General features: G+C 70.8%; 27 protein-coding genes and 1 other annotated feature. Of the genes, 13 read left to right on the forward strand and 14 right to left on the reverse strand.

The genetic code is table 11. From position 1 onward, the window contains the following. Positions 1 to 123: 123 nt before the first annotated feature. Positions 124 to 663 (forward strand): peptidoglycan-binding domain-containing protein, encoded by a 540-nt coding sequence (locus VV01_RS06630; protein WP_050669205.1) that lies wholly within the window; start codon positions 124 to 126, stop codon positions 661 to 663. Between the two features lie 49 nt (positions 664 to 712). Further along, complete coding sequence (locus tag VV01_RS06635) at positions 713 to 2827, forward strand: S9 family peptidase (RefSeq protein WP_050669206.1); 2115 nt, start codon at positions 713 to 715, stop codon at positions 2825 to 2827. Positions 2828 to 2837: 10 nt separating this feature from the next. Here the strand turns inward: VV01_RS06635 and VV01_RS06640 are convergent, their stop codons facing one another. Together VV01_RS06640 and VV01_RS06645 are read right to left on the reverse strand one after the other, a co-directional pair. Further along, positions 2838 to 3341: a histidine phosphatase family protein gene (locus tag VV01_RS06640; protein ID WP_050669207.1), complete on the reverse strand. Its 504-nt coding sequence runs from the start codon at positions 3339 to 3341 to the stop codon at positions 2838 to 2840. 4 nt (positions 3342 to 3345) lie between these two features. Next, a complete protein-coding gene (locus VV01_RS06645) occupies positions 3346 to 4101 on the reverse strand; it encodes a universal stress protein (protein ID WP_050669208.1) in 756 nt (251 codons plus the stop codon). A 17-nt stretch (positions 4102 to 4118) separates the two neighbouring features. Here VV01_RS06645 and VV01_RS06655 point away from each other — a divergent pair. Further along, a protein-coding gene (locus VV01_RS06655; RefSeq protein WP_157508689.1) for an IS3 family transposase occupies positions 4119 to 5362 on the forward strand; the annotation gives its coding sequence in 2 pieces (ribosomal slippage) (positions 4119 to 4407 and positions 4407 to 5362; 1245 coding nt in all). Next, positions 4406 to 4534: a sequence feature (AL1L pseudoknot), on the forward strand. (Overlaps the previous gene by 129 nt.) On the opposite strand, the gene VV01_RS06660 is transcribed toward VV01_RS06655, so the two are convergent. The 3 genes from VV01_RS06660 to VV01_RS06670 form a co-directional block, all read right to left on the reverse strand. After that, positions 5326 to 5541, reverse strand: coding sequence for a universal stress protein (locus VV01_RS06660; protein ID WP_050669209.1), 216 nt, complete (start codon positions 5539 to 5541; stop codon positions 5326 to 5328). The genes VV01_RS06655 and VV01_RS06660 overlap by 37 nt on opposite strands. Positions 5542 to 5665: 124 nt before the next feature. Next, positions 5666 to 6109 (reverse strand): HIT family protein, encoded by a 444-nt coding sequence (locus tag VV01_RS06665; RefSeq protein WP_050669210.1) that lies wholly within the window; start codon positions 6107 to 6109, stop codon positions 5666 to 5668. Beyond that, on the reverse strand, positions 6106 to 6381 hold the full coding sequence (locus VV01_RS06670; protein WP_050669211.1) for a DUF4031 domain-containing protein: 276 nt from the start codon (positions 6379 to 6381) through the stop codon (positions 6106 to 6108). The genes VV01_RS06665 and VV01_RS06670 overlap by 4 nt, the downstream gene beginning before the upstream one ends. 66 nt (positions 6382 to 6447) lie before the next feature. Between VV01_RS06670 and VV01_RS06675 the strand changes: the two genes are divergently transcribed. Next, positions 6448 to 7155, forward strand: a complete 708-nt coding sequence (locus VV01_RS06675) for a lysoplasmalogenase family protein (RefSeq protein ID WP_231635174.1) — start codon at positions 6448 to 6450, stop codon at positions 7153 to 7155. 66 nt (positions 7156 to 7221) lie between these two features. Continuing rightward, on the forward strand, positions 7222 to 7572 hold the full coding sequence (locus tag VV01_RS06680; protein WP_050669212.1) for a YciI family protein: 351 nt from the start codon (positions 7222 to 7224) through the stop codon (positions 7570 to 7572). Between the two features lie 193 nt (positions 7573 to 7765). On the opposite strand, the gene glnA is transcribed toward VV01_RS06680, so the two are convergent. After that, positions 7766 to 9190 (reverse strand): type I glutamate--ammonia ligase, encoded by a 1425-nt coding sequence (glnA, locus tag VV01_RS06685; protein ID WP_050669213.1) that lies wholly within the window; start codon positions 9188 to 9190, stop codon positions 7766 to 7768. 155 nt (positions 9191 to 9345) lie between these two features. Here glnA and VV01_RS06690 point away from each other — a divergent pair, with 155 nt between their 5' ends. After that, a complete protein-coding gene (locus VV01_RS06690; protein WP_050669214.1) occupies positions 9346 to 9801 on the forward strand; it encodes an RDD family protein in 456 nt (151 codons plus the stop codon). An 81-nt stretch (positions 9802 to 9882) separates the two neighbouring features. Here the strand turns inward: VV01_RS06690 and VV01_RS06695 are convergent, their stop codons facing one another. The 3 genes from VV01_RS06695 to lipB all read right to left on the reverse strand — a co-directional run bounded on the left by VV01_RS06695 (position 9883) and on the right by lipB (position 12439). Next, complete coding sequence (locus VV01_RS06695) at positions 9883 to 10656, reverse strand: DUF4191 domain-containing protein (protein ID WP_050669215.1); 774 nt, start codon at positions 10654 to 10656, stop codon at positions 9883 to 9885. 5 nt (positions 10657 to 10661) lie between these two features. After that, positions 10662 to 11687: a lipoyl synthase gene (lipA, locus tag VV01_RS06700; RefSeq protein WP_050669216.1), complete on the reverse strand. Its 1026-nt coding sequence runs from the start codon at positions 11685 to 11687 to the stop codon at positions 10662 to 10664. A 122-nt stretch (positions 11688 to 11809) separates the two neighbouring features. After that, on the reverse strand, positions 11810 to 12439 hold the full coding sequence (gene lipB, locus VV01_RS06705) for a lipoyl(octanoyl) transferase LipB (RefSeq protein ID WP_050671768.1): 630 nt from the start codon (positions 12437 to 12439) through the stop codon (positions 11810 to 11812). A 126-nt stretch (positions 12440 to 12565) separates the two neighbouring features. Between lipB and VV01_RS06710 the strand changes: the two genes are divergently transcribed. The 3 genes from VV01_RS06710 to VV01_RS06720 are packed head-to-tail and all read left to right on the forward strand — an operon-like array spanning position 12566 to position 15719. After that, the gene (locus VV01_RS06710; RefSeq protein ID WP_231635175.1) at positions 12566 to 13576 is read left to right on the forward strand and encodes an ADP-ribosylglycohydrolase family protein; all 1011 of its coding nucleotides are present in this window, start codon (positions 12566 to 12568) and stop codon (positions 13574 to 13576) included. Continuing rightward, positions 13573 to 14502 (forward strand): PfkB family carbohydrate kinase, encoded by a 930-nt coding sequence (locus tag VV01_RS06715; protein WP_050669217.1) that lies wholly within the window; start codon positions 13573 to 13575, stop codon positions 14500 to 14502. The genes VV01_RS06710 and VV01_RS06715 overlap by 4 nt, the downstream gene beginning before the upstream one ends. A 47-nt stretch (positions 14503 to 14549) precedes the next feature. After that, the gene (locus VV01_RS06720) at positions 14550 to 15719 is read left to right on the forward strand and encodes a citrate/2-methylcitrate synthase (RefSeq protein WP_050669218.1); all 1170 of its coding nucleotides are present in this window, start codon (positions 14550 to 14552) and stop codon (positions 15717 to 15719) included. On the opposite strand, the gene VV01_RS06725 is transcribed toward VV01_RS06720, so the two are convergent. Then, positions 15716 to 16897 (reverse strand): citrate synthase, encoded by a 1182-nt coding sequence (locus tag VV01_RS06725; RefSeq protein ID WP_050669219.1) that lies wholly within the window; start codon positions 16895 to 16897, stop codon positions 15716 to 15718. The two genes, VV01_RS06720 and VV01_RS06725, sit on opposite strands and share 4 nt — an antisense overlap. Before the next feature lie 67 nt (positions 16898 to 16964). On the opposite strand from VV01_RS06725, the gene VV01_RS06730 reads away from it, so the two are divergent. After that, positions 16965 to 18608, forward strand: a complete 1644-nt coding sequence (locus VV01_RS06730; protein ID WP_050669220.1) for a serine/threonine protein kinase — start codon at positions 16965 to 16967, stop codon at positions 18606 to 18608. Positions 18609 to 18614: 6 nt separating this feature from the next. On the opposite strand, the gene VV01_RS06735 is transcribed toward VV01_RS06730, so the two are convergent. The 3 genes from VV01_RS06735 to lpdA all read right to left on the reverse strand — a co-directional run bounded on the left by VV01_RS06735 (position 18615) and on the right by lpdA (position 22890). Next, positions 18615 to 19511: a TIGR01777 family oxidoreductase gene (locus VV01_RS06735; protein ID WP_050669221.1), complete on the reverse strand. Its 897-nt coding sequence runs from the start codon at positions 19509 to 19511 to the stop codon at positions 18615 to 18617. A gap of 11 nt (positions 19512 to 19522) precedes the next feature. After that, entirely contained in the window at positions 19523 to 21439 is a 1917-nt protein-coding gene (gene sucB / locus VV01_RS06740) for a 2-oxoglutarate dehydrogenase, E2 component, dihydrolipoamide succinyltransferase (protein WP_050669222.1), read from the reverse strand. Positions 21440 to 21510: 71 nt separating this feature from the next. After that, positions 21511 to 22890 carry a dihydrolipoyl dehydrogenase gene (gene lpdA / locus VV01_RS06745; RefSeq protein ID WP_050669223.1) on the reverse strand — a complete coding sequence of 460 codons (1380 nt, stop codon included), beginning with the start codon at positions 22888 to 22890 and terminating at the stop codon, positions 21511 to 21513. 208 nt (positions 22891 to 23098) lie between these two features. Here lpdA and VV01_RS06750 point away from each other — a divergent pair, with 208 nt between their 5' ends. Further along, complete coding sequence (locus VV01_RS06750) at positions 23099 to 23290, forward strand: DUF5302 domain-containing protein (RefSeq protein WP_050669224.1); 192 nt, start codon at positions 23099 to 23101, stop codon at positions 23288 to 23290. A 93-nt stretch (positions 23291 to 23383) separates the two neighbouring features. Here the strand turns inward: VV01_RS06750 and VV01_RS06755 are convergent, their stop codons facing one another. Beyond that, complete coding sequence (locus VV01_RS06755) at positions 23384 to 24886, reverse strand: leucyl aminopeptidase (RefSeq protein ID WP_050669225.1); 1503 nt, start codon at positions 24884 to 24886, stop codon at positions 23384 to 23386. 90 nt (positions 24887 to 24976) lie between these two features. Between VV01_RS06755 and gcvT the strand changes: the two genes are divergently transcribed. Continuing rightward, a complete protein-coding gene (gene gcvT, locus VV01_RS06760; RefSeq protein ID WP_050669226.1) occupies positions 24977 to 26083 on the forward strand; it encodes a glycine cleavage system aminomethyltransferase GcvT in 1107 nt (368 codons plus the stop codon). Further along, entirely contained in the window at positions 26080 to 26658 is a 579-nt protein-coding gene (locus tag VV01_RS06765; RefSeq protein WP_050669227.1) for a GNAT family N-acetyltransferase, read from the forward strand. The genes gcvT and VV01_RS06765 overlap by 4 nt, the downstream gene beginning before the upstream one ends. The last annotated feature ends 1 nt before the right edge of the window (position 26659 follow it).

Here is a 26659-nt window from a genome sequence, read left to right on the forward strand (position 1 = left end):
GTCGTTGCAGGTGCCAGCGCTGTGGGTCGTACATCGATCGCTCCGACGAGCGGCGGGGCGACCGCTTTCCGGTGGGCGAAGGCTGGGAAGCCCTCGGGCGCAACGGTTCTGGGAGCCGACGACGTGTCCGGTCTCGTCGACATGTCGCGGCCGGTGGTGGTGCCGGCGGACGTGCGCGTCGACCTGCGGCTCCTGCGGACCGCTCAGGCGCAGCGGGTCATGCCCGGGCCCGCGGTCCCGTCGGTCGGTCCGGGCAGCACCGACCTGTCGCACGTGCTGCCGGTCATCTCGACCGCCCAGCTGATGCTGCGGGAGGTCGACCCTTCTCTGCAGGCCGACGGTGTGCTCGGCCCCCGTACGCGAGCAGCGGTCCTGGACTTCCAGCGGACCCACGAGCGTCCGGCCACGGGCGCGATCGGTCAGGACGACTGGCGCCTGCTGTGCACCCGCAACACGTTGGCGATCGGCTGCACGGGCCACGGCGTGCAGGCCTGCCAGTGGCTGCTCAGCCACCTGCCTGACGTCGAGCCGATGGAGATGGACGGTGTGTTCGGCACCGGCACCTACATGACGGTGCGCGACGTGCAGCGGCGACTCGGCATGGTCGAGGACGGGGTCGTCGACGTGGGGCTGTGGTTCCGGCTGCTGTCCGCATCGGCCTGAGGCTCGGCCGGTGTGTGCCGGCGAAGCAGCACCGCCTAGCGTCGGGCGGGTGAATGACGTTCCCGCCCCGGTGGCTCAGCAGATCCCCGTCAGCCGCACCCATCATGGCGACACCTTCGTCGACCCGTACGAGTGGCTGCGTGACGGCGATGACCCGGCGGTGATCGCTCACCTGGAGGCCGAGAACGCCTACACCGCTGCGCGCACTGCACACCTGCAGCCGCTCACGGAGCGGATCTACTCCGAGCTGCGGTCACGCATCCGCGAGACCGACCTGAGCGTGCCCGTCCGGCTGGGGGAGTGGTGGTACTACAGCCGCACCCAGGAGGGCTCGCAGTACGAGATCCAGTGCCGCGCGCCGTACACCGCAGGCGTGGGCCGTCCGGCGCCCGAGGACGGTGCGCAGATCGCCGGGGAGCAGGTCCTGCTCGATGCCAACGCCGAGGCGGAGGGACAGGAGTTCTACGAGCTCGGCGATCTCGAGGTCAGCGTCGACGGCAGTCGGCTCGCGCTGTCGTACGACGTGCGCGGCGACGAGCGCTACGACGTCCAGGTCCGCGACATCGCGACCGGCGAGGTCATCGACGACACGGTGCGCGGTGCCGGTGGCGGGCTGGTGTGGTCGACTGCCGGGGACCTGCTGTTCTACACGCGCCGCGACGAGGCATGGCGCTCCTACCAGGTGTGGCGGCACCGTGTCGGTACGGACGCGGCCGACGACGTGCTCGTGCTGCAGGAGGACGACGAGCAGTTCTGGCTCTCGATCGAGGGGTCGCGCGACGACCGGTGGCTGGTCGTGCACGCCGAGTCCAGGACGACGACCCAGGCGTGGCTGCTGGACCTGCGGTCGCCGACCGACGAGCTGCGCGAGGTGCACCCGCGCACGCCCGGACTCGACTACGGCGTCGAGATGGATGGCGACCGAGCTCTGCTGGTGCACAACGGTTCTCGGTCGGACTTCGATCTCGCGTGGGCGCCCGTCGATGACCTCGCGCGCGAGTCCTGGCGGCCGTTGCTGACGGGTGGCGACGGTGAGCGGGTGCTCGCCGCCCACGCGTTCGCCGGTCACGTCGCGGTGACGATGCGACGCGACGGCCTGCCTCTCGTGCAGATCCTGTCCAAAGGTCCCGACGGCGCGTACGGCGAGCCGGCCGACGTGGCTCCGCTCACCGGCCTGGCATCGGTCGCCGTCGGGTCGAACCCGGCGTACGACGCCTCGGCGCTGCAGGTGATCGCCGAGTCCTACCTCACCCCGCGGCGCGTCATCGACCACAACCCGGCCACCGGTGCGTCGACCGTGCTGAAGGAGCGTGAGGTCCCGGGCTACGACGCGAGCGCGTACGTCGAGGAGCGCATCTGGGCCGATGCGGACGACGGGACACGCGTTCCGATCTCACTGGTTCGTCGACGTGACGTGCAGCCCGACGGCAGCAACCCCGGCTTCGTCTACGGCTACGGCTCGTACGAGGTACCGGTCGATCCGTCGTTCTCGGCGCTGCGGCTGTCGATGCTCGACCGCGGTGTCGTGTACGCAGTCGCTCACGTCAGGGGCGGCGGCGAGATGGGCCGGCGCTGGTACGACGAGGGCAAGCTGTTGCGCAAGAAGAACACGTTCACCGACTTCGTCGCGTGCTCACGTGAGCTGGTCAGCAGCGGGTGGGTGGCCCCGAATCGTCTTGTCGCAGAAGGCGGTTCGGCCGGCGGTCTCCTGATCGGTGCCGTGATCAACCTCGCTCCGGACCTCTACCGCGCCGTCCACGCCGCGGTGCCGTTCGTCGACGCCCTGACGACGATCCTCGACCCGTCGCTGCCGTTGACCGTGGGGGAGTGGGAGGAGTGGGGCAACCCCCTCGCGGACCCCGAGGTGTACGCGTACATGAAGTCGTACTCCCCGTACGAGAACATCGCCGCGACCGCTTACCCGGCCGTGCTCGCGACGACAAGCATGAACGACACGCGCGTGTTCTTCGTCGAGCCCGCCAAGTGGGTGCAGGCCCTGCGCCGCACCGTCACCAGCGACCAGACGCAGCGCCCGGTGCTGCTCAAGACCGAGATGGTCGCGGGGCACGGCGGTCAGAGCGGTCGGTACGACGCGTGGCGTGACGCGGCGTTCGAGACGGCGTTCCTGCTGGACGCGGTCGACGCGTCCGAGCTGAAGGACTGACGGACGACGGTCACGGCAGGTGACCGGTGACGAGACCGGCCGCGAGGTGACCGACGTCGGCCACGGAGACCACGCGGGCCTCGTCTCCGGGGGTGAGCATGACGTGCGTGACCGCGGTGTCGGGCAGCCCCTCTGAGATGGCTCCGGGGTAGCGGTGCTCGAGCTGGCGCTCGCCCATGATGCTGCGCAGGAGGTCGACCGTCGCCGCGCTGTCGGTGACGAGCACGGCCGGCCCGTGCTCGGCGTGCCGGGCTGCGCGGTGCATCGCCCGGTTGAGGCGGCCGCCCTCGCTGAGGTCATCGGTCGCGGTGCTGCTGAGCGCGACCGCCTGCGCGATGGCCTCTGCTGTCAGGGCGGCTGCGTCAGCCGGCTCGGAGAGCAGAAGAGCAGGGCGTGCCACCGCGAGGCGATCGGCCACGGCCGCTGCCTGCTGGAGCCCGCACGGGGTCAGGGACGAGCCGCCGCGGGCGAGATCGGCCTCGGCGTGCAGGACGATCAGCACGTCAGCGGTCATGGTCTCAGCGGGCGATCACGACCGGGCAGCCCGAACGCGTGACCACGCCCTGAGCGACATGTCCGAGCGGAAGGCCGGGGAAGCCACCCGCGCCGCGGGGGCCGACGACCAGCACGTCGCTGCTGTGCGACTCGTGGACCAGGATCTTGCTCGGGTTGCCTTGGCTGATCTCGGTCCGGACCTTGACGTCGGGATGTGTGCGCTGGTGCTGCTCGACGCGTTCGCCGATCACCTCGGCGCACCGGCGGGCGTAGTCCGACCAGCTCGCGTCGTGCACGAGGCCGGGGTCACGGGCATCACGCGGCTGCCAGGCGTGGAGCGCGAGCAGCTCGGCGTCCAGGCGGGCCGCCTCGTCGAACGCCCAGCCCAGCGCGGCGTCGTCGACGCGGTCGACGCCGACCGTCACGCGGCCGAACGTGCCGTGCTCGTGCTCCTGCCGGACGACGGCCACCGGAGAGGCGGCGTGCGATGCGACCTGCAGCGCGGTCGCACCGAGGGTGCCGAAGTGCGCGAGGCTGTCGCCGTGCGACCCGACGACCACCATCAGGGCGTTCTCGGACGCACGGATCAAGGGCGCGGCAGGGAAGCTCTCCGGGTGCGACGTGCTGACCTGGACGGTGCGGTCGCGCAGCTGGACGCGGTTGCGGGCACGCGACAGCAGGTGCTCGCCGGCCTCGCGCGCTGCGTCGTACGTCGAACCCTCGCCCCAGCCCACCTCGGCGAGCTCAGTGAACCGCCCCGGGATGTCCGGAGACTTCATTACTGGAGGATGAAGTCATGGCACGTCCCTCGAAGTACCCGCGTGAGCTGCGGGAGCGTGCGGTCCGGATGGTGACGGAGTCAGTCGCCGCCGGCGAGTACACCAGCGAGTTCGAAGCGATCCGCACGATCGCGGCTCGACTGGGCATCGGGTCTCCCGAGACCCTGCGTAAGTGGGTTCGCCAGGCCCAGGTCGATGGCGGGACCCGACCGGGTCGCACGACCCAGGAGCTGGAGGAGATCCGGGCGTTGAAGAAGGAGAACGCCGAGCTGCGCCGGGCGAACGAGATCTTGAAGTCAGCGTCGGCTTTCTTCGCGGCGGAGCTCGACCGCCCACCCAGGTACTGACCGAGTTCATCGACACTCATCGTGAGGAGTTCGGGGTCGAGCCGATCTGTCGAGTGCTGTGCGAGCACGGCGTCAAGATCGCCCCGTCGACGTACTACGAGGCCCGCGATCGGGCGCCCTCAGCGCGGACGCTGCGCGATGCGCAGGTCGGCGAGCTGATCCGGTCCGCGCGTCAGCAGCGGTTCGTGACCCGGTTCGGTGCGCGCAAGATGTGGTTGCACCTGCGCAGGCAGGGCCATGACGTGGCCCGGTGCACCGTGGAGCGAGTGATGGCCGCGAACGGCTGGCAGGGCGCACTGCGGGGCAAGCAGGTGCGGACCACCATCGCTGACCCGCGCGATGCCCGAGCGGCGGATCTGGTCCAGCGAGACTTCACCGCCTCGGCCCCGAACCGGCTGTGGGTCGCTGACTTCACCTATGTCGCGACCTGGTCCGGGACCGTCTACGTCGCGTTCGTCATCGACGTCTACTCCCGGATGATCGTCGGCTGGCGCGCGGCCACCAGCATGAGCACCCAGCTGGTGCTGGACACCCTCGAGCACGCGATCTGGTCACGCCGCCAGCACGGCGTGGACGACCTGACCGGGCTGGTGCACCACACCGACGCCGGCAGCCAGTACACCTCTTTCGCCTTCACTACCAGGCTGATTGACGCCGGCGTGGACCCATCAGTGGGTTCGGTGGGCGACGCCTACGACAACGCGATGGCTGAGTCCCAGATCGGCGCGTACAAGACCGAGCTGATCCGTCCCGACGGGCCGTGGCGCGATGTCGAGCACGTCGAGCTCGACACCCTGCAGTGGGTCCACTGGTTCAACCACGACCGACCCCACGAGTCCATCGACGACCTGACACCCATCGAGGTCGAATCAGCCCACTACGCTGCACGAAACCGTCTCATCCCGTCCGGGTAGAGACACAACACGAAGTGTCCGGAAACCCCGGGGCGGTTCACAGGGCTGTACGCGGTGATCAGGTGCAGCGGGGCCGAGTAGCGGCGGGCGTGCTCGGTGGCCCAGTCGAGAGCGGCCAGGCTCTCGCTCGAGGAGTCGATGCCGACCACGATGCTGCCGGGGTGGACGATGCCTTCCATGATGACCTTCTCTCAGGCGGTCGCATGGCGGCGGGGGACGTCGAGCGCTCGGCGTCGACCGTCGTCACAGGCCGGACGGCCTGGTTCTTCGATGGTAGAGCGGCCGTCTGGAAAGTCACTGATCTCAGCCTGAGAGTGTCGAGGGCGGCTCCTCGTCGGTGCTGAGTGCCTGACGCAGCCGGGTGGCGTACGACGACTGCTCGCCGTCGGCGTAACGGTGCCGTGGCCAGAAGAACCCCTTCAGGCCGTCGCCCTTGGTGCGCGGCACGACGTGGCAGTGCAGGTGCGGCACGCTCTGGGACACGGCGTTGTTCATCGCGACGAACGTGCCCTGCGCCTCCAGCGCGGAGGGCATCAGCCGCGCGATGTGCTGCACCTCGGCGAAGAACGGTGCGAGCTCGTCCGACGGCAGGTCGGGCAGCGTGACGACGTGCTCGCGCGGCACGACGAGGACGTGGCCCTTCTGCACGGGCCGGGCATCCAGGAACGCCACGGTCGTCGACGTCTCGTGGACCACCTCGGCCGCGACCTCGCCCGCGACGATCTGGCAGAACACGCACGGCGTCACCGCTGCTCCCCACGGGTCGCACGATCACGTCGGAGCCCGCTCGCGAGCAGCCGGCGGATCAGCTCCCGCCCCGCGACCGGCTGAGCGCCTGCGGCGACCGCCTCGTCGTAGAGGCGCTCGGGCACGTCGTAGTGGTCCTCGTCGAACAGCCTGCGCGGCAACCCGATCCGCGCTGCAACGGTGTGCAGCTCGGTCAGCGACGCATCGCTCACCAGGTGCGACCACACCGTGCCGTGGCCGGGCCAGATCGGCGGGTCGATGAGAACGGTCACCCTGCCACTCTGCCAGTGGTCGAGACCGCAGAACGCTCGACACCTCGGTTGGGCCAGGATGCGGGGGTGCTGAGCAGACTGACCCGTGCCGTGACCGCGCACCCCGAGCGTGCGGCGTACATCGCCCTCGCCGCCGCGACGACCGTGACCGGTGCGCTCGAGCGGCACCGTGCGCACGCCGTCGTCAAGACACCGCTGGTGCCGATGCTGCAGGTCGGGCTCGTACGCCGGGCGCGCGCCTCCCGGCCCGCAGGGCTCGCGACCCTGCTCACCGCGACCACGGGCGCTGCGGTCGGCGACTGGTTCACGCTCGAGGCGTCCGGGGGCGATGAGCGCGGCCGGCGTCGCCTCCGGGCGGGTGCGAGCGCGTTCGGCGTCCAGCAGGCGGGCTACATCGCGCTTCTCCTACGCGCCGGGCACCGGCCTACGCGGCGTACGGTCGTGCCGGTCGTCGCCACGCTCGCGGGTCTGGCACTGCTCGAGTCGCGATCCGGCGATGGCGGCGTGGCCGCTCCGGACCCGGTATTGACGGGTTACGGGGTGCTGCTCGGTTCGATGGCCGCGCTGGCCATGGGTGCGCCGGACAGCACTCGAGCCGGCACCCAGGCCGGGGGAGCGGCGTTCCTCGCGTCCGACGCGACGATCATCGTGCGTGAGCACCTGCTGCGCGGCCCGCGCGCACAGGCCGCAGCCGAGGCGTTCGTGCTCGCGTCGTACACGATCTCCCAGGCCCTGCTGGTCGACGGCCTTGAGGGCAGGATCGAGCGCGAATGACGTTGCGGTGCAAGATGATTGGGCTGTGACGAGCTCGTCGAGACGAGGCGTCTCGTAGGATGCGGCATGGACTTCGACCGCTACACCGTCGTGCTGCTGGTGACCCCTGCTGAGCCGCCGCGGCTGTCCGAGGATGAGGCCGACCGACTGCAGGACGCTCACCTGAGCCACCTCGCCGACCTTCACGAGCAAGGCGTGCTGCTCGCGGCGGGTCCGCTGCAGGACAGCACCGACGAGCGCCGCTACCGCGGGCTGTCCATCCTGCGTTGTGACCGCGACGAGGCCCTGCGTCTCAAGAGCGCCGACCCGGCTGTGCGGGCCGGCGTGTTCGAGCTGGTCGCGCTCCCGTGGATGCTTCCCGCCGGGGCGATGCACTTCACCCCGACGACCTTCCCGAGATCGATGGCCGACGTCTGACCGCCCGAGCACGGCGAAGGGCCGCCAGTCGCGATGACTGGCGGCCCTTCGTCGTACGGACTCAGATGTCGGATCAGATGTCGTACCTGATGACGACCTCAGATGTCGTATCTGATGACGACATCTTCCGGGGGCTCGGCTCCGGCCGGTGGCTGCTCCTACGTCGCGACGCCGCCGACCTTCGCCTCACTCCTCAGATGTCGTAGTACATCTCGAACTCGTGCGGGTGCGGGCGGAAGCGGACCGGGTCGACCTCATTGGTGCGCTTGTAGTCGATCCACGTCGAGATGAGGTCCTCGGTGAAGACGTCGCCCTCGGTGAGGTAGTCGTGGTCGGCCTCGAGCGCATCGAGGACCTCGGGCAGCGAGCCCGGGACCTGCGCGATGTTCTCGTGCTCCTCCGGCGGCAGCTCGTACAGGTCCTTGTCGACCGGCTCCGGCGGCTCGATGCGGTTCTTGATGCCGTCGAGGCCGGCCATCAGCTGGGCAGCGAAGCACAGGTACGGGTTGGACGACGGGTCCGGCACGCGGAACTCGACGCGCTTAGCCTTCGCCGACGAACCGGTGATCGGGATGCGGACGCACGCCGAGCGGTTGCGGGCGGAGTAGACCAGGTTGACCGGAGCCTCGTAGCCCGGCACCAGACGGTGGTAGGAGTTCAGCGTCGGGTTGGTGAACGCCAGCAGCGAGGGGGCGTGCTTGAGCAGACCACCGATGTACCAGCGGGCGATGTCGGACAGGCCGCCGTAACCCTTCTCGTCGTAGAAGAGCGGCTCGCCGTCCTTCCAGAGCGACTGGTGGGTGTGCATACCCGAGCCGTTGTCACCGAACAGCGGCTTCGGCATGAACGTCGCCGACTTGCCGACCTCGAAGGCCTGGTTCTTGATGACGTACTTGAACTTCATCACGTCATCGCCCGAGTGCAGCAGGGTGTCGAACTTGTAGTTGATCTCCTGCTGGCCGGCGGTGCCCACCTCGTGGTGGGCGCGCTCGACCTGCAGACCGACCGCGCCCAGCTTCAGGACCATCTCGTCGCGGATGTCGGCGAAGTGGTCGACCGGCGGGACCGGGAAGTAGCCACCCTTGTAACGGGTCTTGTAGCCCTGGTTGCCACCCTCCTCCTCGCGGCCGGAGTTCCACGCCGCCTCGACGGAGTCGATGAAGTAGTAGCCGGCGTTGGACTTGGTCTCGAAGCGCACGTCGTCGAAGACGTAGAACTCGGCCTCGGCACCGAAGTACGCGGTGTCGGCGATGCCGGTCGACTTGAGGTAGGCCTCGGCCTTGGCCGCGATGTTGCGCGGGTCGCGGCTGTAGGCCTCACCGGTGAACGGGTCCACGATGGAGAAGTTCATGATGAGCGTCTTGGCCTTGCGGAACGGGTCGATGTACGCCGTCGTCGGGTCCGGGATCAGCTTCATGTCCGACTCGTGGATCGCCTGGAAGCCACGGATCGAGGAGCCATCGAACATCTGGCCGTTCTCGAACGCGTCCGCATCGAACGTCTCGGCCGGCACGTTGAAGTGCTGCATGACGCCCGGCAGGTCGCAGAACCGGATGTCGATGAACTGCACGCCTTCGTCCTTGATGAACTTCAGGACTTCGTCAGCGCTGGTGAACATGAAACCTCCTGGTTGGGTGCGCGCCATGGAAGCCGGCGCGCATCAGGTCGCCACTGACCTTATCGGCAGGCAGTTTCTCGACCATGACTCGTGTGTTTCGCGCGTGTAACGCACCACAAGACAGGGTCTTGACACCGCACCCGTAGGCTCTGTACGTGGTCGATCGCAAGGACATGGGCTCCTGGCTCCAAGGTACTGACACCTCCGCCCCAGAGGGCGCGGACGCGCTCGGGCTCCCCGCCGACGGCCCAGGGTCGCTGGCCGGTCTCGGGCGGAGGGTGCCCGCTCTGCTCATCGACTGGGTCGTCTGCTCGCTGATCGCCGCCGCGTTCTTCGGTTACCGACTCGGGGGGACAGGCGCCGCGAGCTTCGCGCCGTTGCTCGTCTTCGCTGTCGAGAACCTGCTCCTCGTGGGCACGGTCGGCTACACTCTCGGGCATCGTCTGCTCGGACTGCACGTGACGCGGCTCGACGGGGGAGTGGCCGGGCCGGTCGCCGGAGCGATCCGCACCCTGCTGGTCTGCCTCGTGATCCCAGCCGTGATCTGGGGTCGCGACGGGCGCGGGATGCACGACCGGGCTGCCGGCACCGTGCTCGTACGCACCCGCTGACTCGCGGCGTACGCCACGCCGCCCCCCGACATGACGAAGGCCCCGACGCTCGTCGGGGCCTTCGTCATGTGAAGGGGTCTTCTACTTGCCGCGTAGCGACTTGCGGTCCATGCGGGCCTTGCGCGGGTCGATGCCCTGGGGCACCGGCGGCTTGGCCGAGCCGAGGGCACGCAGCCGCTTGGTGACCGCGCCGACCTCGTCCTTGGTCAGCTTGTCGGGGAGCTTGCGCATCGACTTGGTCAGGTCACTGACAGCGACCGTGCCCTCGCCCTGGCCGACGCGCAGTGTGTGCACGGGGACCTCCGGTCCAGCAACGCGAGCAACACGCTTGCGCTCGGACTCCAGCAGCTTGGCGGCCGAGCCCTTGGGGCCCTCACCCACGAGGACGACGCCCGGCTTGCCGACCGCGCGGAACACCATCGCAGCGCTGCTCATGTCCTTGACGTTGCGAGCGCGACCGGCCTCGGCGGCCACAGGCTCCTGCTCGACGAGCCAGCCACGCCGCAGCGAGCCGAGGGCAGCGCCCGTCGCGCCCGGCTGGCCGGCGATCGAGGAGTACGCGGCCTTCTCGGCACGGCGGCCGAGCACGAACATCGCGGCGACCAGACCGAACAGCACACCGATGATGCCCAGGTAAACGGGGTGGCCGACCGCGAGGCCGATGAGCAGGAACACGCCGAAGACCACGAGGAACGCCAGAGCGAGCCACCACACGATGGCCGGGTCGTGCTGCTTGGTGGTCTGGAAGACCTGCTTGAGCTGAGACCCGCGGCCGGGGTTGCTCGGGTCCTTGGGCTTGCGAGCGAAGCGCGACTTCTTGGGGGTCGCGTCCTTCGCGGAGTCGGAAGAGGCCATGGGGTTCAGGATACGTCGGACAGGCGGCGCTCCACGAGCGACGCCGCCTCCTGGCGTGCGGGGTCGCTCGCGGCGGCCGCGAGGTGGCCGAGGTGCTCGGGCAGCGGACGGCCGTACGCCTTCATCGCCTGGGTGTAGAGACGACCGGCGCGGTACGAGGAGCGCACCAGCGGTCCGGCCATGACGCCCTTGAAGCCGATCTCCTCAGCACGCTCGGACCAGCGCACGAACTCCTCGGGCTTGACCCACCGGTCGATCGGGTGGTGCAGCTTGGAGGGGCGCAGGTACTGGGTGATCGTGAGGATGTCGCAGCCGGCCTCGTGCAGGTCGACCAGCGCCACCTCGATCTCGTGGTCCTCCTCACCCATGCCGAGGATCAGGTTGGACTTGGTGACGAGCTCCTGCTCGTGGGCCATGGTCAGGACCTTGAGCGACTTCTCGTAGGTGAACGCCGGCCGGATGCGGCGGAAGATGCGCGGCACCGTCTCGAGGTTGTGCGCGAACACCTCGGGGCGGGCGTCGAACACCTGACCCACCAGCTCGGGCACCGCACCGAAGTCGGGCGGCAGGATCTCGACACCCGTCGTGGGGTTGAGCGCGTGGATCTGACGGATGGTCTCGGCGTACAGGCCGGCAGCGCCGTCGGGCTGGTCGTCGCGTGCGACACCGGTGACCGTGGCGTAACGCAGGCCCATCTCGCGGACCGACTCGGCGACGCGACGGGGCTCGTCGACGTCGAGCGCGGTGGGACGACCGGTGGCGATGTCGCAGAAGTCGCATCGGCGCGTGCAGACATCACCGCCGATGAGGAACGTCGCCTCGCGGTCCTCCCAGCACTCGAAGATGTTGGGGCAGCCCGCCTCCTGACACACGGTGTGCAGCCCGCTGCTCTTGACCCGCGACTGCATCGCGGAGTACTCGGGCCCCATCTTGGCGGTGGTGCGGATCCAGCTGGGTTTGCGCTCGATCGGGGTCTCGGCGTTGCGCGCCTCGACGCGCAGCAGACGACGTCCTTCGGGTGCGACGGTCATCGGTTCTCCGGCTCCCTTGCCACGAGGATGAGCCCGCGGCGAAGCAGTCGCGGGCACGGTGTCTTCCAGGGTACGCCGCCGTACTCGCCCGCTGATCGGGGTCGTCCGGCGGCGGTGCGACGTCAGCCGAGGATGTCGGGCAGGCGCTTCTCGATGAACGGCACCACCTCGGCGACGGTGACGTCGCGGCCGAGCTCGGCCGACAGCGACGTCACGCCCGCGTCGGGGATGCCGCACGGCACGATCGTCTCGGCCCACGCCATGTCGCAGTCACAGTTGAGTGCGAACCCGTGCATCGTGACGTCCTTGCTGACACGGATGCCGATCTGGCCGAGCTTGCGCTCCGGACGTCCGCCGTCGGCCGGCAGCCACACGCCGCTGCGACCCTCGACACGGCCGGTGTCGAGTCCGAGGTCGGCGCACACGTCGATCATCAGCTGCTCCAACCGGCGTACGTGCCCGACGACGTCGACGGGGTCGGGCAGCCGCACGATCGGGTAGCCGGTCAGCTGACCGGGGCCGTGCCAGGTGATCTTGCCGCCGCGGTCGACGTCGATGACCGGCGTGCCGTCGAACGGCCGCTCGTGCGGCTCGGTGCGCTTGCCGGCGGTGTAGACGGCGCGGTGCTCCAGCAGCAGGGTGGTGTCGTCCTGCTCGCGGGCCACGACGCGGGCGTGGACGGCCCGCTGGATCTGCCACGCCTCCTCGTAGTCGACGAGGTCGGGGTCGAAGCCCAGGTGCTCGATGCGCATGCCGTCACGGTACGCCGGTGACGGGCTCTCCCGACCGGCGCCTCGGCGTACCCACGAGTAGCCCGGACGCTCGTACTGTGGGCCTCGCGACCAGCACCGGTCGCGTGGCCGAAAGGTGTTCTGCACGTGGTGAGCTCAGCGCTCGACCGATCTCATGGTGTGCTCGCCGGACTCGCTCTCGGTGACGCGCTCGGGATGCCGACGCAGTCGCTGAGCCGCGCCCGGATCGCGCAACGGTTCGGTCGGCTCACGGACCTGGTCGACGCACCGCCCGACCAGCCGATCGCTCCCGGCATGGGCCGCGGCCGGGTCACCGACGACACCGAGCAGGCCGTGCTGCTGGCACGCGAGCTGATCGAGGGAGCGGGCCACGTCGACGCCGCACGGTGGAGCGGCGCTCTCGATGCGTGGGAGCGCTCGATGGTGGCGCGTAGGTCGCGTGACCTGCTCGGCCCGTCGACGCGGCGTGCCATCGAGCGGATCCGGGCGGGCGAGGACCCGGCCGAGGCCGGGTCGTCGGGCACCACCAACGGAGCAGCGATGCGGGTGGCGCCGATCGGTCTGCTCGTGTCCTGGGCGAAGGGCGTGCACGCCGTGGTCGACCGTGTCGAGGAGGCGTGCCTGCCCACCCACCACACCGGGACGGCCATCGCGGGTGCAGCAGCCGTGGCATGCGCGGTGGCCGCCGCTGTCGACGGACATCCGCTCGACACGGTGCTGGACGCCGCCCTCGACGGTGCGCGGCTGGGGGAGAGGCGCGGCACCGGCGTACCGGGTCCGTCGGTCGCAGCGCGCCTGGAGTGGGTGCGCCACGAGGCGTCACGTCGCACCGGGGACGACCTCGACGCGTGGCTGTACGACGTCGTCGGCACCACGGTCGCCACCGCCGAGTCTGTGCCGGCGGCGTTCGCACTGCTCCCCGCCGCGGTCGCCGACCCGGCCGACGGACTGTGCCGGGCCGCGCGTCTGGGCGGCGACACCGACACCATCGCTGCCATGCTCGGGGCGATGACAGGCGCGGTGGTCGGCCGGAGCGGACTGCCCGACGTCTGGTGCACGACCGTCGAGGTCGTCAACGACCTGCATCTGCGGCAGCTCACCGCCGATCTGCTGGACCTGAGAGAGGTGGCCCTGTGAGCAGAGTGATCCACACCGGTCAGGCGCTCGTCGACGTCGTCGTCGACGTCCCCGGCCTGCCAGGCCGCGGCGGCAACGCGATGGCGTCGTCGTACGAGCGGTACGCCGGTGGCGCCGTCAACATCCTCGTCGCCGCCGCGCGCACGGGGGCTGCAGCGGTGCACGCGGGAGCGGTCGGGACGGGGCCGAACGGCGACCTCGTCCGCGAGGCGCTGAGCGCCGAGAACGTCCAGGTGGCAACGCAACCCGTCGACGACGTGGACACCGGCATCTGCTTCGTGATGATCGAGCCGAGCGCTGAGAGGACGTTCGTGACGACCCTTGGCGCCGAACGCCGGATCACGCCCGAGTCGCTCGCCGCGTCGGCCCCGGTCGACGACGACATCGTGTGCGTCACCGGTTACACGCTGCTCGGCGAGACGTGCGAGCCGCTGCTTGGCTGGCTGGAGTCGTTGGACGCCTCCGTGGTGGTCGTCCTCGACCCGGGAGCGCCGTTCGCCGAGCTCGACGCCGGTGTCCGTCGACGGATGCTCGCGATCACCGACGTGTGGACGAGCAACGCCGAGGAGGCCGCCGACCTCACCGGCGTCGACGACGTCGAGGGCTCGACGGCAGCGGTGGCGGACGAGCTCTCGGACGGTGCCGTCGTGATCGTGCGTGACGGCCCGCAGGGGTGCTTCCTGCGCGAGGGTGGGCGGACGTCGTACGTGCCCGGCTATCCGCAGAAACCGGTCGACACCAACGGGGCTGGTGACGCGCACACGGGCGTGCTGGTGGCCGAGCGTGCGCGTGGCGCCGACTGGGCGACGGCGACACAGCGGGCCAATGCTGCCGGTGCCATCAAGGTGACGCGCAAGGGGCCCGCTACAGCGCCGACCCGTGCCGAGGTGGACGCCTTCTTGAAGGACCAGCCGACCCCACGTTGACACGATCAACGTTGGACCTGGCGCGGACCGGGACCAGGGTCGTACCCATGACGACCTCCACGCAGAACGAACCCCTGATCGCGCCGCCCGGACTCGCCGGAGTCGTGGTCGCCGACACCGAGATCGGCGATGTCCGCGGCGCCGAGGGCTTCTTCCACTACCGGCAGTACGACGCCACCGAGCTGGCGCGCGAGGTGACCTTCGAGGAGGTCTGGCACCTGCTCGTACGCGGGCATCTGCCCACCGCCGCCGAGCTCGACCAGTGGAACGACCTGATCGCCGAGAACGCGGTGCTGCCAACGGATCTCGCCGACAACCTGGTCGAGATCATGCGCCGCAGCGGCAGCGACGACCCGCTCGTCTCCCTGCGTACGACGGTCTCCGCGCTCGGCGCCCTGCGTGGCGACCGGCCGCTGTGGGACCTGGACGCCGACGCGAAGGAGGCCGCGGCGATCCGGACGGCGGCGGCCGTGCCCTGGCTGGTGACGGCGGCTCGCCAGGTGCGCGCCGGCGAGCCCGTCCGTGAGCCGCGCCCTGAGCTGGGCGTCGTCGGCAGCTATCTGTGGATGGTCACGGGTGAGGAGGCGTCCGAGCAGCACCTGCGTGCGCTCAGCCGCTACCTGTGCCTGACGGTCGACCACGGCTTCAACGCCTCGACGTTCACCGCGCGCGTGGTGGCCTCGACCGGCGCCGACCTGAGCGCGTGCGTCGTCGCGGGGATCGGTTCGCTGTCCGGGCCCTTGCACGGCGGGGCACCCTCGCGGGCGCTGGACGCGCTCGACGAGATCGGCACGGTCGAGCGCGCTGAGCCGTGGGCGCGGGCCCAGCTCGCGGCGGGGCAGCGTGTCATGGGGTTCGGGCACGCGGTCTACCGCGGGCTCGACCCGCGCTCGGAGCTGCTGCGCGAGACGGCCGTCGAGCTGGGCGGTCCGACGGCCGACCTCGCCGTGCAGGTCGAGCAGGAGGTCGTCCGCGTGCTCGACGAGGCCAAGCCGGACCGGCCGCTGCGCGCCAACGTCGAGTACTACGCGGGCGTCGTCATGCAGGCGTGCGGGATCCCACGCGAGATGTTCACGCCGACGTTCGCGGTCAGCCGCACCGTCGGGTGGACCGCGCACGTGCTGGAGCAGAGCCGCGGTCGCAAGATCGTGCGTCCGAGCTCGCGCTACGTCGGACAGCAGCCGCCGCAGGCCGTACCGTCGCTCGACGCACGCTAGCCAGAGCTCTCGCCGGTGTAGACGGCGCGCGGCCGGAAGCGCAGGCGGTGCTCGAGCTCCTCCAGAGCGTGCGCGGCCATCCCGGCGAGCCTGGCGACCACGAAGATGCCCTCGGCGGCGCCGGGCCGCAGCGGCAGCGCCATCGTCGCTGCGGCCATCGCCAGGTCGACGTTCATCGCCAGCCCGTGGCGCCGGCGTACCTGCAGTGACAGGTCGTCGATCGTGTCGGAGAGGTGCGGCTGCCCGTCGAGGACCACGTCGAGGAGGCACTCCGCACGGGGGTCGGTATCGGTGTAGACCGCGTGCCCGAACCCCGGCGGAGTGCGCTCACCGCGTCGGTCCAGAGCCGCCGCCGCGCCGAGTGTGGCCGCGTCCCGCAGCAGTGCGTACGCCGCCTCGCCGGCCCGGCCGTGCAACGGCCCACCCATCGCCGCCGCGCCGGTCAGGAAGGTGACCACGGGATCGGCGTGCGTGCTCGCAGCAGCGCGCGCGGCCACCGTCGACGTCGCCAGCTCGTGGTCGGCCAGCAGGACGAGCGCCGTGCCGATGGCCGAGGCTGCGCGGTCACCGGTCGGGGAGAGTGCACGGGACGCAGCGAGTGCCACGCTGCCGGGCCATGGGGCTGTCGGCCGGCCGAGCGCACCCGCGGCGGTCATCACCGCCACGCGCGCGAGACGTCGTACATCGCTCGGCGAGGGACGGTCCGGGCCGGCGGTGCAGGCGGCCAGCATCGCCAGAGCGACCCGCACTCGGGCGGCCGGCATGGCGTCGGCGGGGCATGCTGCATCCAGGTGCTGCCATACCCACAGCGCCTCATCGGAGACGTCCCAGTCGCCGGAACTGCTTGTGTCCCAGAGGATCTCGGCCACGGCCTCGAAAGAGTGGGTGAGAGCGAGGTCGCAGGCGTCACGGCCGCGGTAGAGCAGCCGGCCCGCCGGGTCGAGGTGCGTGACGGCCGTGTCGAGGTGGAGCTCGAACACGCCCGTGCGATCGCGACGGTGCCGCTCGGTCAGCGCCAGCACCTCGCGTCGGTCGAACATCGACACCCGGTGGCCCCGGTCGTCCGTGGCGTGCGAGCGGGTGAGGATCCCGCGGCTGACGTAGGCGTAGAGCGTCTGGCGTCGTACGCCGAGGAGGTCGGCCGCAGCGGCCGCGGGGATCAGCTCCGGCGTACTCATGGCAGGCAACGTATCCCGTGCCTGTGGACAACGGTTCCGGGCGCCCTCGGACTGCCAGGCTGCACCCATGTACGCCGAGGCTCCCGACGCCACACCCGTCCCGCCGGTCATCCCGGGCTACCGCACCGGCCCCTTCCTGGGTGCAGGAGGTTCGGGGCAGGTGTGGACGGTCGTCCGTGACGGTGATGGTGCGCGGCTCGCGGCCAAGGTGCTCGCACCGGACCAGGAGACCGGTCTGGAGTCGGCGTTGCTGCAGCGGCTGGAGCACGACCACGTCCTGCGGCTCGTCGACGTCGTTCTCGCCCCGGCCGATGACGGCACACCCCGCACCGCCCTGATCACCGAGCTCGCAGGCGGTGGCTCGCTCGCCGACGCGGTGGCCGGTCGAGGGCACCTGACCGTGGGTGAGCTGGTGACCGTGCTGTGCCCGATCGCGCGTGCGGTGCACGACCTGCACTCCCTGGGCCTGGTGCACGGTGACCTGTCGCCGGCCAACATCCTCCTCACCGACGACGGCCGTCCGCTCATCGCCGACCTGGGCATCGCGCGGCTGGCCGGGATGGCTGACGCCGAGGTGTGGGGGAGCAACGGGTTCGTGGCACCTGAGGTGCTCGACGGCGGTGCGCCCGGCCCTGCGGCCGACGTCTACGCGTTGGGTGCCCTCGCCTGGACCGCCCTGGTCGGCACGCCGCCCGAGCCGGCTGCCCTGCGCCCTGATCTCGGCGACGTCGCGCCCCAGGCGCCGGCCGCCCTGCGCGACCTGGTGCTCACGTGCCTGGCGCACACTGCTGAGGCCCGACCTGCTCCCGGCGACTTCGCCCTGCGGCTGTGGGAGCTCGGGACGCCCGAGCCCGCGCCGGTGGCCGGCTCGACCGGTCGGCGTACGGCATCGGTCGTCGACCCGGCCGCGGGCCTCACCCAGCGCATCCGTGAACGCGCTGTCGCCGTGCCCGAGCCCCCGGTCGCGCCCTGGTGGCGACACCGGGTCGTGCGGACCACCTCGGTGGCGGCCGCAGCGCTCGGCGCCGCCTGTGCCGGGTACGCCGCGCTCGGGTCTCCCGCCAGCGGTGGGACCGGGAGCGGCTCCGGTGCTCCGCGTACGACGGTCTCGGCGACACAGGCACCGACCACCGACGCTCCTCGTCCGGGCCCGAGCCGGGCGACTCCTGCCGCTTCGGCGTCGACCGACGCGCGGTCGACGCCCGGTGCGCTGGTCCGAGCAGTGCCGAGTGCACACCCGACCGCGGCCCGACCGACCTCGACGTCGTCCGGGTCGGCCGTGCCGACGTCACCCGCGTCCCCGACGCCTTCGGCCGACCCGCGGTCGGCGGGAGCGCTCGGCAGCAACCCGCGCGCCGTGGTGCAGACGCTCGCAGCGGCTCGGGCCCGCGCCTGGACCACCGGACGTGAGGCCGATCTGGCGGGGGCGCTGGAGGCCGGCTCGCCCGCGTGGAACCAGGACCGTCGCGACCTGCAGGCTGCGTCCCGTGGTGCGGTGCGCTACGCGGGGCTGACCTTCACGGTGCGGCAGGCGGCCCTCGAGCTGGTGGGCGACCACGCCGTGGTCGACGTCGTGGTCGACCGGTCGGCGTACACCGTGACGCAGCAGGCTCGACCGCGGACCGTGCCTGCGAGCCGGGCCGAGCTGGCCGAGCTCACACTGACGTGGACGAGCAGTGGGTGGCGGATCGCGAGCTGGACGCCGCGCTGACCCGCCTCAGTGGACGGCGTGCGCGAGCGCGTCGTCCAGGCCGGGGTGCCGCCAGGTGAAGCCCGTGCGGCTGAGCACGCCGGGGTCCAGGCGCTGACTGCCGAGGATGTCCTGCACCATCTCACCCACGACCACCCGCAGCACGAACGCAGGAGCCGGCGCGATCGCCGGTCGGTGCACGGCCCGGCCGAGAGCCCGCGCGAAGTCCTTCTGGCGTCTGGGGTCGGGCGAGGCCAGGTTGACCGGGCCGGTGATCTCGGGGCGGTCGATCAGGTGAGCGATGGCGCGGACCTCGTCCTCGAGACTGATCCACGACCACCACTGGCGCCCGTCACCGAGCGGGCCGTTGGCGCCCAGACGCGCGAGCGGCAGCAGCCGTTGCAGCACGCCGCCGCTGCCGGAGAGCACGAGAGAGGACCGGACGAACGCCGTCGGGCACCCGGCGTCGACGGCCGGTGCGGCGGCGTTCTCCCAGTCCTGGACCAGGTCGGTCAGGAAGCCTTCGCCGCGGGAGCTGGTCTCGTCGAGCACCTCGTCGCCGCGGTTGCCGTAGAAGCCCATGGCGGAGCCGTTGACCAGCCGCGGCTCGGCATCCAGCTCGAGCAGCGCCTGCACCAGGGTGCGTGTCGAGTCGACCCGCGAACGCACCAGCGTGCGCTTGTAGGAGGGCGTCCAACGGTGGTCGCCGACGCCCGCGCCGGCGAGGTTGACCACAGCGGTGACGCCCTCGAGCGCGCGCGGGTCGAGCTGATGGCGGGCGGGGTCCCAGGTGACCTCGTCCGCCGACCGTGCCGGACGGCGTACGAGGCGGACCACCTCGTCACCGCGATCGCGCAGGTACGACGACAGCGCGCCGCCGACGAGCCCGGACGAGCCAGTGACGGCGACGCGCTGTGTCGTCATGGCGGTGATCCTCAGACCTCGAACGCGCCTTCCTCGAGGCGAGCCTTGATCGCCTGGAGGAAGCGCGCGGCGTCGGCGCCGTCGATGATGCGGTGGTCGTAGGACAGGGCGAGGTAGACCATCGAGCGGATCGCGATCGTCTCGCCGCCGTCGGCATCGGTGACCACGACCGGCCGCTTGACGACGATGCCCGTGCCGAGGATGCCGACCTGCGGCTGGTTGATGATCGGGGTGTCGAACAGCGCTCCGACACTGCCGGTGTTGGTCAGCGTGAACGTGCCGCCGCCGAGCTCGTCGGGCTTGACCTTGCTGTCACGCGTACGACCGGCGAGGTCGGCGATCTTGCGAGCGAGACCCGCGATGTTGAGGTCACCGGCGTCCTTGACGACCGGGACGAACAGGCCCTTCTCGGTGTCGACCGCGATGCCGAGGTTCTCGCTGCCGTGGTAGACGATCGAGTCGCCCTCGACGCTGGCGTTCATCTGGGGGTACGCCTTGAGCGCCTCGACGGTCGCCAGGGCGAAGAAGGGCAGGAAGCTGAGCTTGACGCCCTCACGCTGCTCGAAGTCGGCCTTGGTCTTGGCGCGCAGACGGGCGACCTTGGTGACGTCGACCTCGATCACCTGGGTCAGCTGAGCCGAGACCTGCAGCGACTCGACCATGCGCGTCGCGATGAGCTTGCGCATGCGGCTCATCTTCTCGGTGGTGCCGCGCTTGGGGGACACGGGGGCCACAGCCTTGGCCTGCGCGCCGCCAGCTGCAGGGGCAGCAGCGGCGGGAGCGGACTCCTGCTGCGCCGGCGCAGCTGCAGCCTCAGCGGCCGCGAGGACGTCCTGCTTGCGGATCCGACCGCCGACGCCGGTGCCGGTGACGCTGGCGAGGTCGACGTTCTTCTCCGACGCGAGCTTGCGCACGAGCGGGGTGACGTATGCAGCCGGGTCGCGGTCCTCGGACGCCGAGCCGGACGCAGGCGCGCTCGACCCTGCCGGTGCTGCGGCCTGCTGCGTGGGCGGCTGGGCTGCTGCCGGCTGCTGCGGTGCACCCTCGGATGCGGGCTCCTGGGAGCGGTCCTGCTCGGGGGCGTCGGGCTTCGGCTCGGCCGCGGGGGCGGGCTGCTCGGTGGACGGTGCCTCGGCGGGCGCGGCCGGCGCCGCGGCGGCGGGCTGCTCCGCGGGCTGCTGCTCAGCCGGCTTGTCGTCGGCCGGTGCCGGTGCCGGCTTCTCGGGGGCTGCGGAAGCCGAGCCGCTCGCGTCACCGCCGATGACGGCCAGGTCGGCTCCGACCGGGACGGTCTCGTCCTCCTGGACGAGGATCTTGGTGAGCTTGCCCGCGCTCGGGGACGGGACCTCGGTGTCGACCTTGTCGGTGGAGACCTCGAGCAGCGGCTCGTCGACCGCGACGTCGTCGCCCTCGGCCTTGAGCCAGCGGGTGATGGTGCCTTCGGTGACCGACTCGCCCAGTGCAGGCATCGTGATCGTCTCGCCACCGGTGACCTCGCCGCCACCGGACGCGGCCGGCTGCTCGGCGGGAGCAGGCTCGGCAGGCGTGGCCTCCGCTGCGGGCGCGGACTCGGCGGGCTTGTCATCGGCAGCGGGGGCGGACTCGGCCGGCTTGTCCTCCGCAGCCGGCTTGTCGGCCTCGGCCGCCGGTGCGGCCTGCTCGGGCGCGTCACCGCCGCCGGCGGGAGCGGCGCCGTCTCCGATGACCGCGAGGTCGGCTCCGACCGGGACGGTCTCGTCCTCCTCGACGAGCACCTCCTGGAGGGTGCCGGCGACCGGCGACGGGATCTCGGTGTCGACCTTGTCGGTGGAGACCTCGAGCAGCGGCTCGTCGACGGCCACCTGGTCGCCGACGTTCTTCAGCCACCGGGTCACGGTGCCCTCGGTGACGGACTCTCCGAGAGCGGGCATGGTCACGCGTTCAGACATGGGTGACAGTCTCCTGGATCTGGTGGCGGATGTGCAGTGTTGTCAGTGCGGGTGTCGTGAATCTCATGGGCTCAGCTGTGCATGTGCAGGGGCTTGCCGGCGAGCGCGAGGTGCGCCTCACCGAGCGCTTCGTTCTGGGTGGGATGAGCGTGGGCCAGCTGGGCGACATCGTCGGGGAGTGCCTCCCAGCCGACGATGAGCTGGGCCTCGCCGACCTGCTCGCCCATCCGCGAGCCGACCATGTGGACGCCGACGACCGGGCCGTCCTTGGCGCGGACGAGCTTGATGAAGCCCTGCGTGCCGAGGATCTGGCTCTTGCCGTTGCCGCCCAGGTTGTACTCGACCGTCTCGACCTCGCCGTGAACGTCCTTGGCCTGCGCCTCGGTCAGTCCGACCGAGGCGATCTCGGGCTCGCAGTAGGTCACGCGTGGGATGCCGGACTCGACGATCGGCGCGGGGGACAGCCCGGCGATCTGCTCGGCGACCAGGATGCCCTGGGCGAATCCGCGGTGCGCGAGCTGAAGGCCCGGGACGATGTCGCCGACGGCGTAGACGCCCTCGACGTTGGTGCGGCAGCGCTCGTCGGTGAGGACGTGGCCGCGGTCCATCGCCACGCCCGCCTCGGCGTAGCCGAGGCCCTCGGTGACCGGGCCGCGGCCGACGGCCACGAGCAGCAGGTCGGTCTCGATCGACTCGCCGGACTCGAGGCTGACCGTGACGACGTCACCGTGCTGCTCTGCGCCGGCGAACTTCACTCCGGTCTTGAAGGCGATCTTGCGTTTGCGGAAGGAGCGCTCGAGCTGCTTGGAGACGGCCTCGTCCTCAGCCGCGACGAGGCGGGGGAGCGCCTCGACGATGGTGACCTCAGCACCGAAAGACCTGAAGACAGAGGCGAACTCGACGCCGATGACGCCACCACCGAGCACGACGACTCGGCTCGGGACGTGATCGATCGTGAGCGCCTGGTCGCTGGTCATGATGCGACCGCTGATCTCCAGACCGGGCAGCGTCTTGGCGTAGGAGCCCGTGGCGAGGACGACGTGCTTGCCGGTCAGCGTGCGGTCGCCGACAGCGACGGTCGTGGGACTCGTCAGGCGGCCCTCGCCCTCGACGAGCTCGACCTTGCGGGACTTCACCAGTCCTTGCAGGCCCTTGTGGAGACGGCTGATGACGCCGTCCTTGTAGGCGTGCACACCGGACATGTCGACCGACTCGAACGTCGTCTTGACGCCGAACGCGGCGCCCTCACGAGCGGTGTCAGCGACCTCGGCCGCGTGCAGGAGCGCCTTGGTGGGGATGCAGCCCTGGTGCAGGCAGGTGCCGCCGAGCTTGCCCTTCTCGACGAGAGCGACCGACAGGCCGAGCTCGGCCGCGCGCAACGCGCAGGCGTAGCCGCCACTGCCGCCTCCGAGAATGACGATGTCGTAGGGCGGTGCGGCATCTGCCGTCATGGTGCCAACGCTCCTTTGCGTCGTTGCTGTCGTCCGGCGCGGACCGGCGTGATGACCAGCCCGACGCTGGAGCCATCTTGGCACTGCCTGCCTGGAGGCCGGTCACGAGGTGGGCCACGCCGGTCCGGCGACCAAACCCGTAGCGAGCGCGAACGACGACGTGCGACAGTGACGGGACGTCCGGGAGCCCAACCTGCAGGAGGACACGATGGCTGACGGTGGATCGCACGACTCGGTCGACGACGACACCAAGCGCAAGTTCCGCGAGGCGCTGGACAAGAAGAAGGCGCACGGGGGCAGCGACGTCTCCGACCACAGCGCGCGCAGCAAGGTCAACGGCACCCACGGCGCCGAGACCAGTGGTGCTCAGCAGATGTTCCGGCGCAAGTCCGGCGGCTGAGCCGCGCAGGCTGATGCGACGGGGCCGGCCCGCACCTCAGGTGCGGACCGGCCCCGTCGTCGTACGCCGGAGGACGTACGGCAGGCAGCGTCGTCAGCCGTGGTCCTCGACCAGGCCGACGAGCGTGCGTACGCCGAAGCCGGTCGCGCCCTTGGGCGTGTAGCCGTGGGGGCCCGACTCGTTGAAGGCGGGGCCGGCGATGTCGACGTGGACCCACGGCAGCTGCTTGCCGTCCTTGCCGTTGCCGACGAACTCGCGCAGGAACAGCGCGGCCGTGATGGCGCCGCCCTCCTTCTGGCCCGTGTGCTTGAGGTCAGCGACGTCGGAGTCCATCGCCTTGCGCAGCTCCTCGCGCAGCGGCAGCGACCAGGAGTCCTCGCCGACCCGACCCGCAACATCGATGACCCTGTCACGCGTGGCGTCGTCGTTGCCGATGACCGCAGCGACTCGACCGCCGAACGCCATCACCGCGGCACCCGTGAGGGTGGCGATGTCGACCACGAGGTCGGGCTGCTGCTCGGACGCGAAGCTCAGTCCGTCCGCCATGACCAGGCGGCCCTCGGCGTCGGTGTTGATGATCTCGACGCTCTTACCGTTGCGCATCGTGACGACGTCGCCCGGACGCTGAGCGTCTGCGCCGGTCATGTTCTCGGCCAGGCACAGGTAGACCGTCACGGCGACGGGCAGCCCGAGCCGGGCGACGGCGTCGACCGCCGCAGCGGCGGCCGCGGCACCGGCCATGTCGCACTTCATCGTGACCATGCCTGTCGCAGGCTTGATGCACAGACCACCGGAGTCGAACGTGATGCCCTTGCCGACCACGGCGACGTGGGCGGAGGCCTTGGCGGGCTTGTACGTCAGCGTCACCAGTCGCGGGAGCCGCGACGAGCCGCGACCCACACCGATCAGGCCGCCGCAGCCGGCCTTCGCCAGGGCCTTCTCGTCCATGACGTCGACCTTGACCTTGGTGCCCTGCAGGCGCTTGCGCACCGCCTCGGCGAACGAGTCGGGGTAGAGGTCGTTGGGCGGGGTGTTGACCAGGTCGCGTGCCCATGCCTGGCTGTCCGCGACGACCTCGGCCCGCGCAGCGGCGTCTCGGGTCGCCTGCTCGCCGGCCGTCGCTGACAGCAGCGTGACCTCGGCGACCGGCGCCTTGGTCGAACCCGTCCTGCGGTAGGTGGTGAACGCGTACGCCCCGAACAGCGCACCCTCGGCGGACGCGCCGACCAGGGCGGCATCCGTGCCCGGTGCGGCGACGGCGGCGTGTGCGGTGTCGGCGAGACCGCGGGTCGCGGAGCCGACGGCCCGGCGTACGGCCTCGTGGTCGTCAGGGGTGGGCTCGTGGTCGAGGCCGGTGCCGGCCACCACCACGATGGGAGCCTCGACGCCGGGGACGCCGGTCAGCTTGATGGCCTCGTCGGCACCGGCCTTGGCGCCGATCGCGGCGAGAGTCGCACCGACGTGGTCGACCGACTCCTGCGGCAGCCCGTGAGCGGGCGCCAGGCGTACGCCGTCGTCGGTCTTGACGGACAGCAGCACCAGGACGTCTGCCTTCACCTCACCGGCTGCCCGATCCGTCAGTGTCAGCGTCGTCACAGCTGTGCCTCCAGGCTCCTCGTGGATGAACCAGCAGCGTTGCGGGTCCCAGGGGAGAATAACGATCGGTCCGATCGGTACGGTGCGCCCATGACAGGTGACCCCTTGAAGACCTCGCCCCTGCACGACCGGCACGTCGCCCTCGGCGCCAAGCTGGCCGACTTCGGCGGGTGGCAGATGCCGATCGAGTACCCCGGCGGCGGAGTCCTGCGTGAGCACACCGCCGTGCGCGAGCGGGTCGGCATCTTCGACGTGAGCCACCTCGGCAAGGCGCTCGTGAAGGGCGCCGGTGCCGCGGACTTCGTCAACTCCTGCTTCACCAACGACCTGCGCAAGGTGCAGCCGCCCAAGGCGCAGTACACGATGTGCTGCGACGAGGAGACCGGCGGCGTCGTCGACGACCTGATCCAGTACTTCCGCAGCGATGACGAGCTGTTCCTCGTGCCCAACGCCGCCAACACGGCCGAGGTCGTACGGCGGATGCAGGCCACGGCGCCGGAGGGCCTGACGATCACCGACGAGCACACGTCGTACGGCATCATCGCCGTCCAGGGCCCGAAGTCGCTCGAGGTCGTCGAGGCGCTCGGCCTGCCGACCGACCTGGAGTACATGTCGTTCACGACCGCCGACTGGCAGGGCCGTGAGGTCATCGTGCTGCGTTCCGGCTACACCGGCGAGAAGGGGTTCGAGCTGGTGCCGCGCTGGGAGGACACCCCGGCCCTGTGGGACGCCCTCGTCGAGGCGATGCAGCCGTACGACGGTCTGCCGTGTGGCCTCGGTGCGCGCGACACGCTGCGCACCGAGATGGGCTACGCGCTGCACGGTCACGAGCTGTCGATGGACATCACTCCCAACATGGCTCGCGCCGGCTGGGCGGTCGGCTGGAAGAAGGACGCGTTCTGGGGCAAGGAGGTCCTGGAGGCTCAGCGGGCAGAGAAGTCCTGCCGTCTCGCCTGGGGCCTGCTCGCGACCGGGCGTGGCATCCCGCGCGCCGACTGCGAGGTGCGAGGCGCTGACGGTCAGGTGATCGGCGTGGTCACCTCCGGCACGATGTCGCCGACCCTCAAGCAGGGCATCGCGCTCGCGCTGCTCGACCGAGGTGTGGCCGAGGGTGACGAGGTCGTCGTCGACGTCCGTGGTCGCGAGCTGGCCGCCACCGTCGTCAAGCCGCCGTTCGTGCAGGTCGAGACCGCATGACCGAGTGGTCGACCGACGCAGCCCGGTCCTACGCGGCCGGGCTGCTCGTCGGCGACCGCGTCGAGCTGCGCGCGCTGCGCGAGGGCGAGCTCGAGGTGCTCGACGGCTGGTGGAACGAGCCGGCCGAGATGGTGCTGCAGAACGCCGTGATCCGTCCGCAGCCACGGGGCAGCATGACCGAGACGCTGACGCGGTGGCACGCCAACGAGGGCGATGTCGGCTTCGCGGTGGTCGAGCGGTCCAGCGGTGAGCTCGCAGGCAGCGCAGTGCTCTTCGGCTCGATGCTGCCGATGCGGTCGGCGACCTACGCCGTGCAGCTCGGGCCGGGCTACCAAGGGCGCGGACTCGGGCCTGAGGTCACCCGCATGATGCTGCGCTACGGCTTCGACCAGATGGGGCTGCACCGCATCCAGCTCGCGGTGTGGGCCTACAACGGCCGGGCCATCGCGGCGTACGAGCGCGCCGGGTTCGTGGTCGAGGGACGTCGTCGTGACGCGGTCTTCCACGGCGGTCAGTTCCACGACGAGGTGCTGATGGCGGTGCTCGAGCCCGAGTGGCGCGCGCGACAGGCCTGAC

The organism is Luteipulveratus halotolerans (assembly GCF_001247745.1).
Lineage (GTDB): Bacteria > Actinomycetota > Actinomycetes > Actinomycetales > Dermatophilaceae > Luteipulveratus > Luteipulveratus halotolerans.

Excerpts from the sequence above, each read along its gene's own strand:
- gcvT (WP_050669226.1), top strand. The coding sequence starts at position 24,977 with ATGACAGGTGACCCCTTGAAGACCTCGCCCCTGCACGACCGGCACGTC.
- VV01_RS06730 (WP_050669220.1), top strand. The coding sequence starts at position 16,965 with ATGTACGCCGAGGCTCCCGACGCCACACCCGTCCCGCCGGTCATCCCG.
- VV01_RS06720 (WP_050669218.1), top strand. The coding sequence starts at position 14,550 with ATGACGACCTCCACGCAGAACGAACCCCTGATCGCGCCGCCCGGACTC.
- VV01_RS06680 (WP_050669212.1), top strand. The coding sequence starts at position 7,222 with ATGGACTTCGACCGCTACACCGTCGTGCTGCTGGTGACCCCTGCTGAG.
- glnA (WP_050669213.1), bottom strand. The coding sequence starts at position 9,190 with ATGTTCACCAGCGCTGACGAAGTCCTGAAGTTCATCAAGGACGAAGGC.
- VV01_RS06660 (WP_050669209.1), bottom strand. The coding sequence starts at position 5,541 with ATGGAAGGCATCGTCCACCCCGGCAGCATCGTGGTCGGCATCGACTCC.
- VV01_RS06750 (WP_050669224.1), top strand. The coding sequence starts at position 23,099 with ATGGCTGACGGTGGATCGCACGACTCGGTCGACGACGACACCAAGCGC.
- VV01_RS06735 (WP_050669221.1), bottom strand. The coding sequence starts at position 19,511 with ATGACGACACAGCGCGTCGCCGTCACTGGCTCGTCCGGGCTCGTCGGC.
- lipB (WP_050671768.1), bottom strand. The coding sequence starts at position 12,439 with ATGCGCATCGAGCACCTGGGCTTCGACCCCGACCTCGTCGACTACGAG.
- lipA (WP_050669216.1), bottom strand. The coding sequence starts at position 11,687 with ATGACCGTCGCACCCGAAGGACGTCGTCTGCTGCGCGTCGAGGCGCGC.
- sucB (WP_050669222.1), bottom strand. The coding sequence starts at position 21,439 with ATGTCTGAACGCGTGACCATGCCCGCTCTCGGAGAGTCCGTCACCGAG.
- VV01_RS06725 (WP_050669219.1), bottom strand. The coding sequence starts at position 16,897 with ATGAGTACGCCGGAGCTGATCCCCGCGGCCGCTGCGGCCGACCTCCTC.
- VV01_RS06645 (WP_050669208.1), bottom strand. The coding sequence starts at position 4,101 with ATGAAGTCTCCGGACATCCCGGGGCGGTTCACTGAGCTCGCCGAGGTG.
- VV01_RS06640 (WP_050669207.1), bottom strand. The coding sequence starts at position 3,341 with ATGACCGCTGACGTGCTGATCGTCCTGCACGCCGAGGCCGATCTCGCC.
- VV01_RS06765 (WP_050669227.1), top strand. The coding sequence starts at position 26,080 with ATGACCGAGTGGTCGACCGACGCAGCCCGGTCCTACGCGGCCGGGCTG.
- lpdA (WP_050669223.1), bottom strand. The coding sequence starts at position 22,890 with ATGACGGCAGATGCCGCACCGCCCTACGACATCGTCATTCTCGGAGGC.
- VV01_RS06695 (WP_050669215.1), bottom strand. The coding sequence starts at position 10,656 with ATGGCCTCTTCCGACTCCGCGAAGGACGCGACCCCCAAGAAGTCGCGC.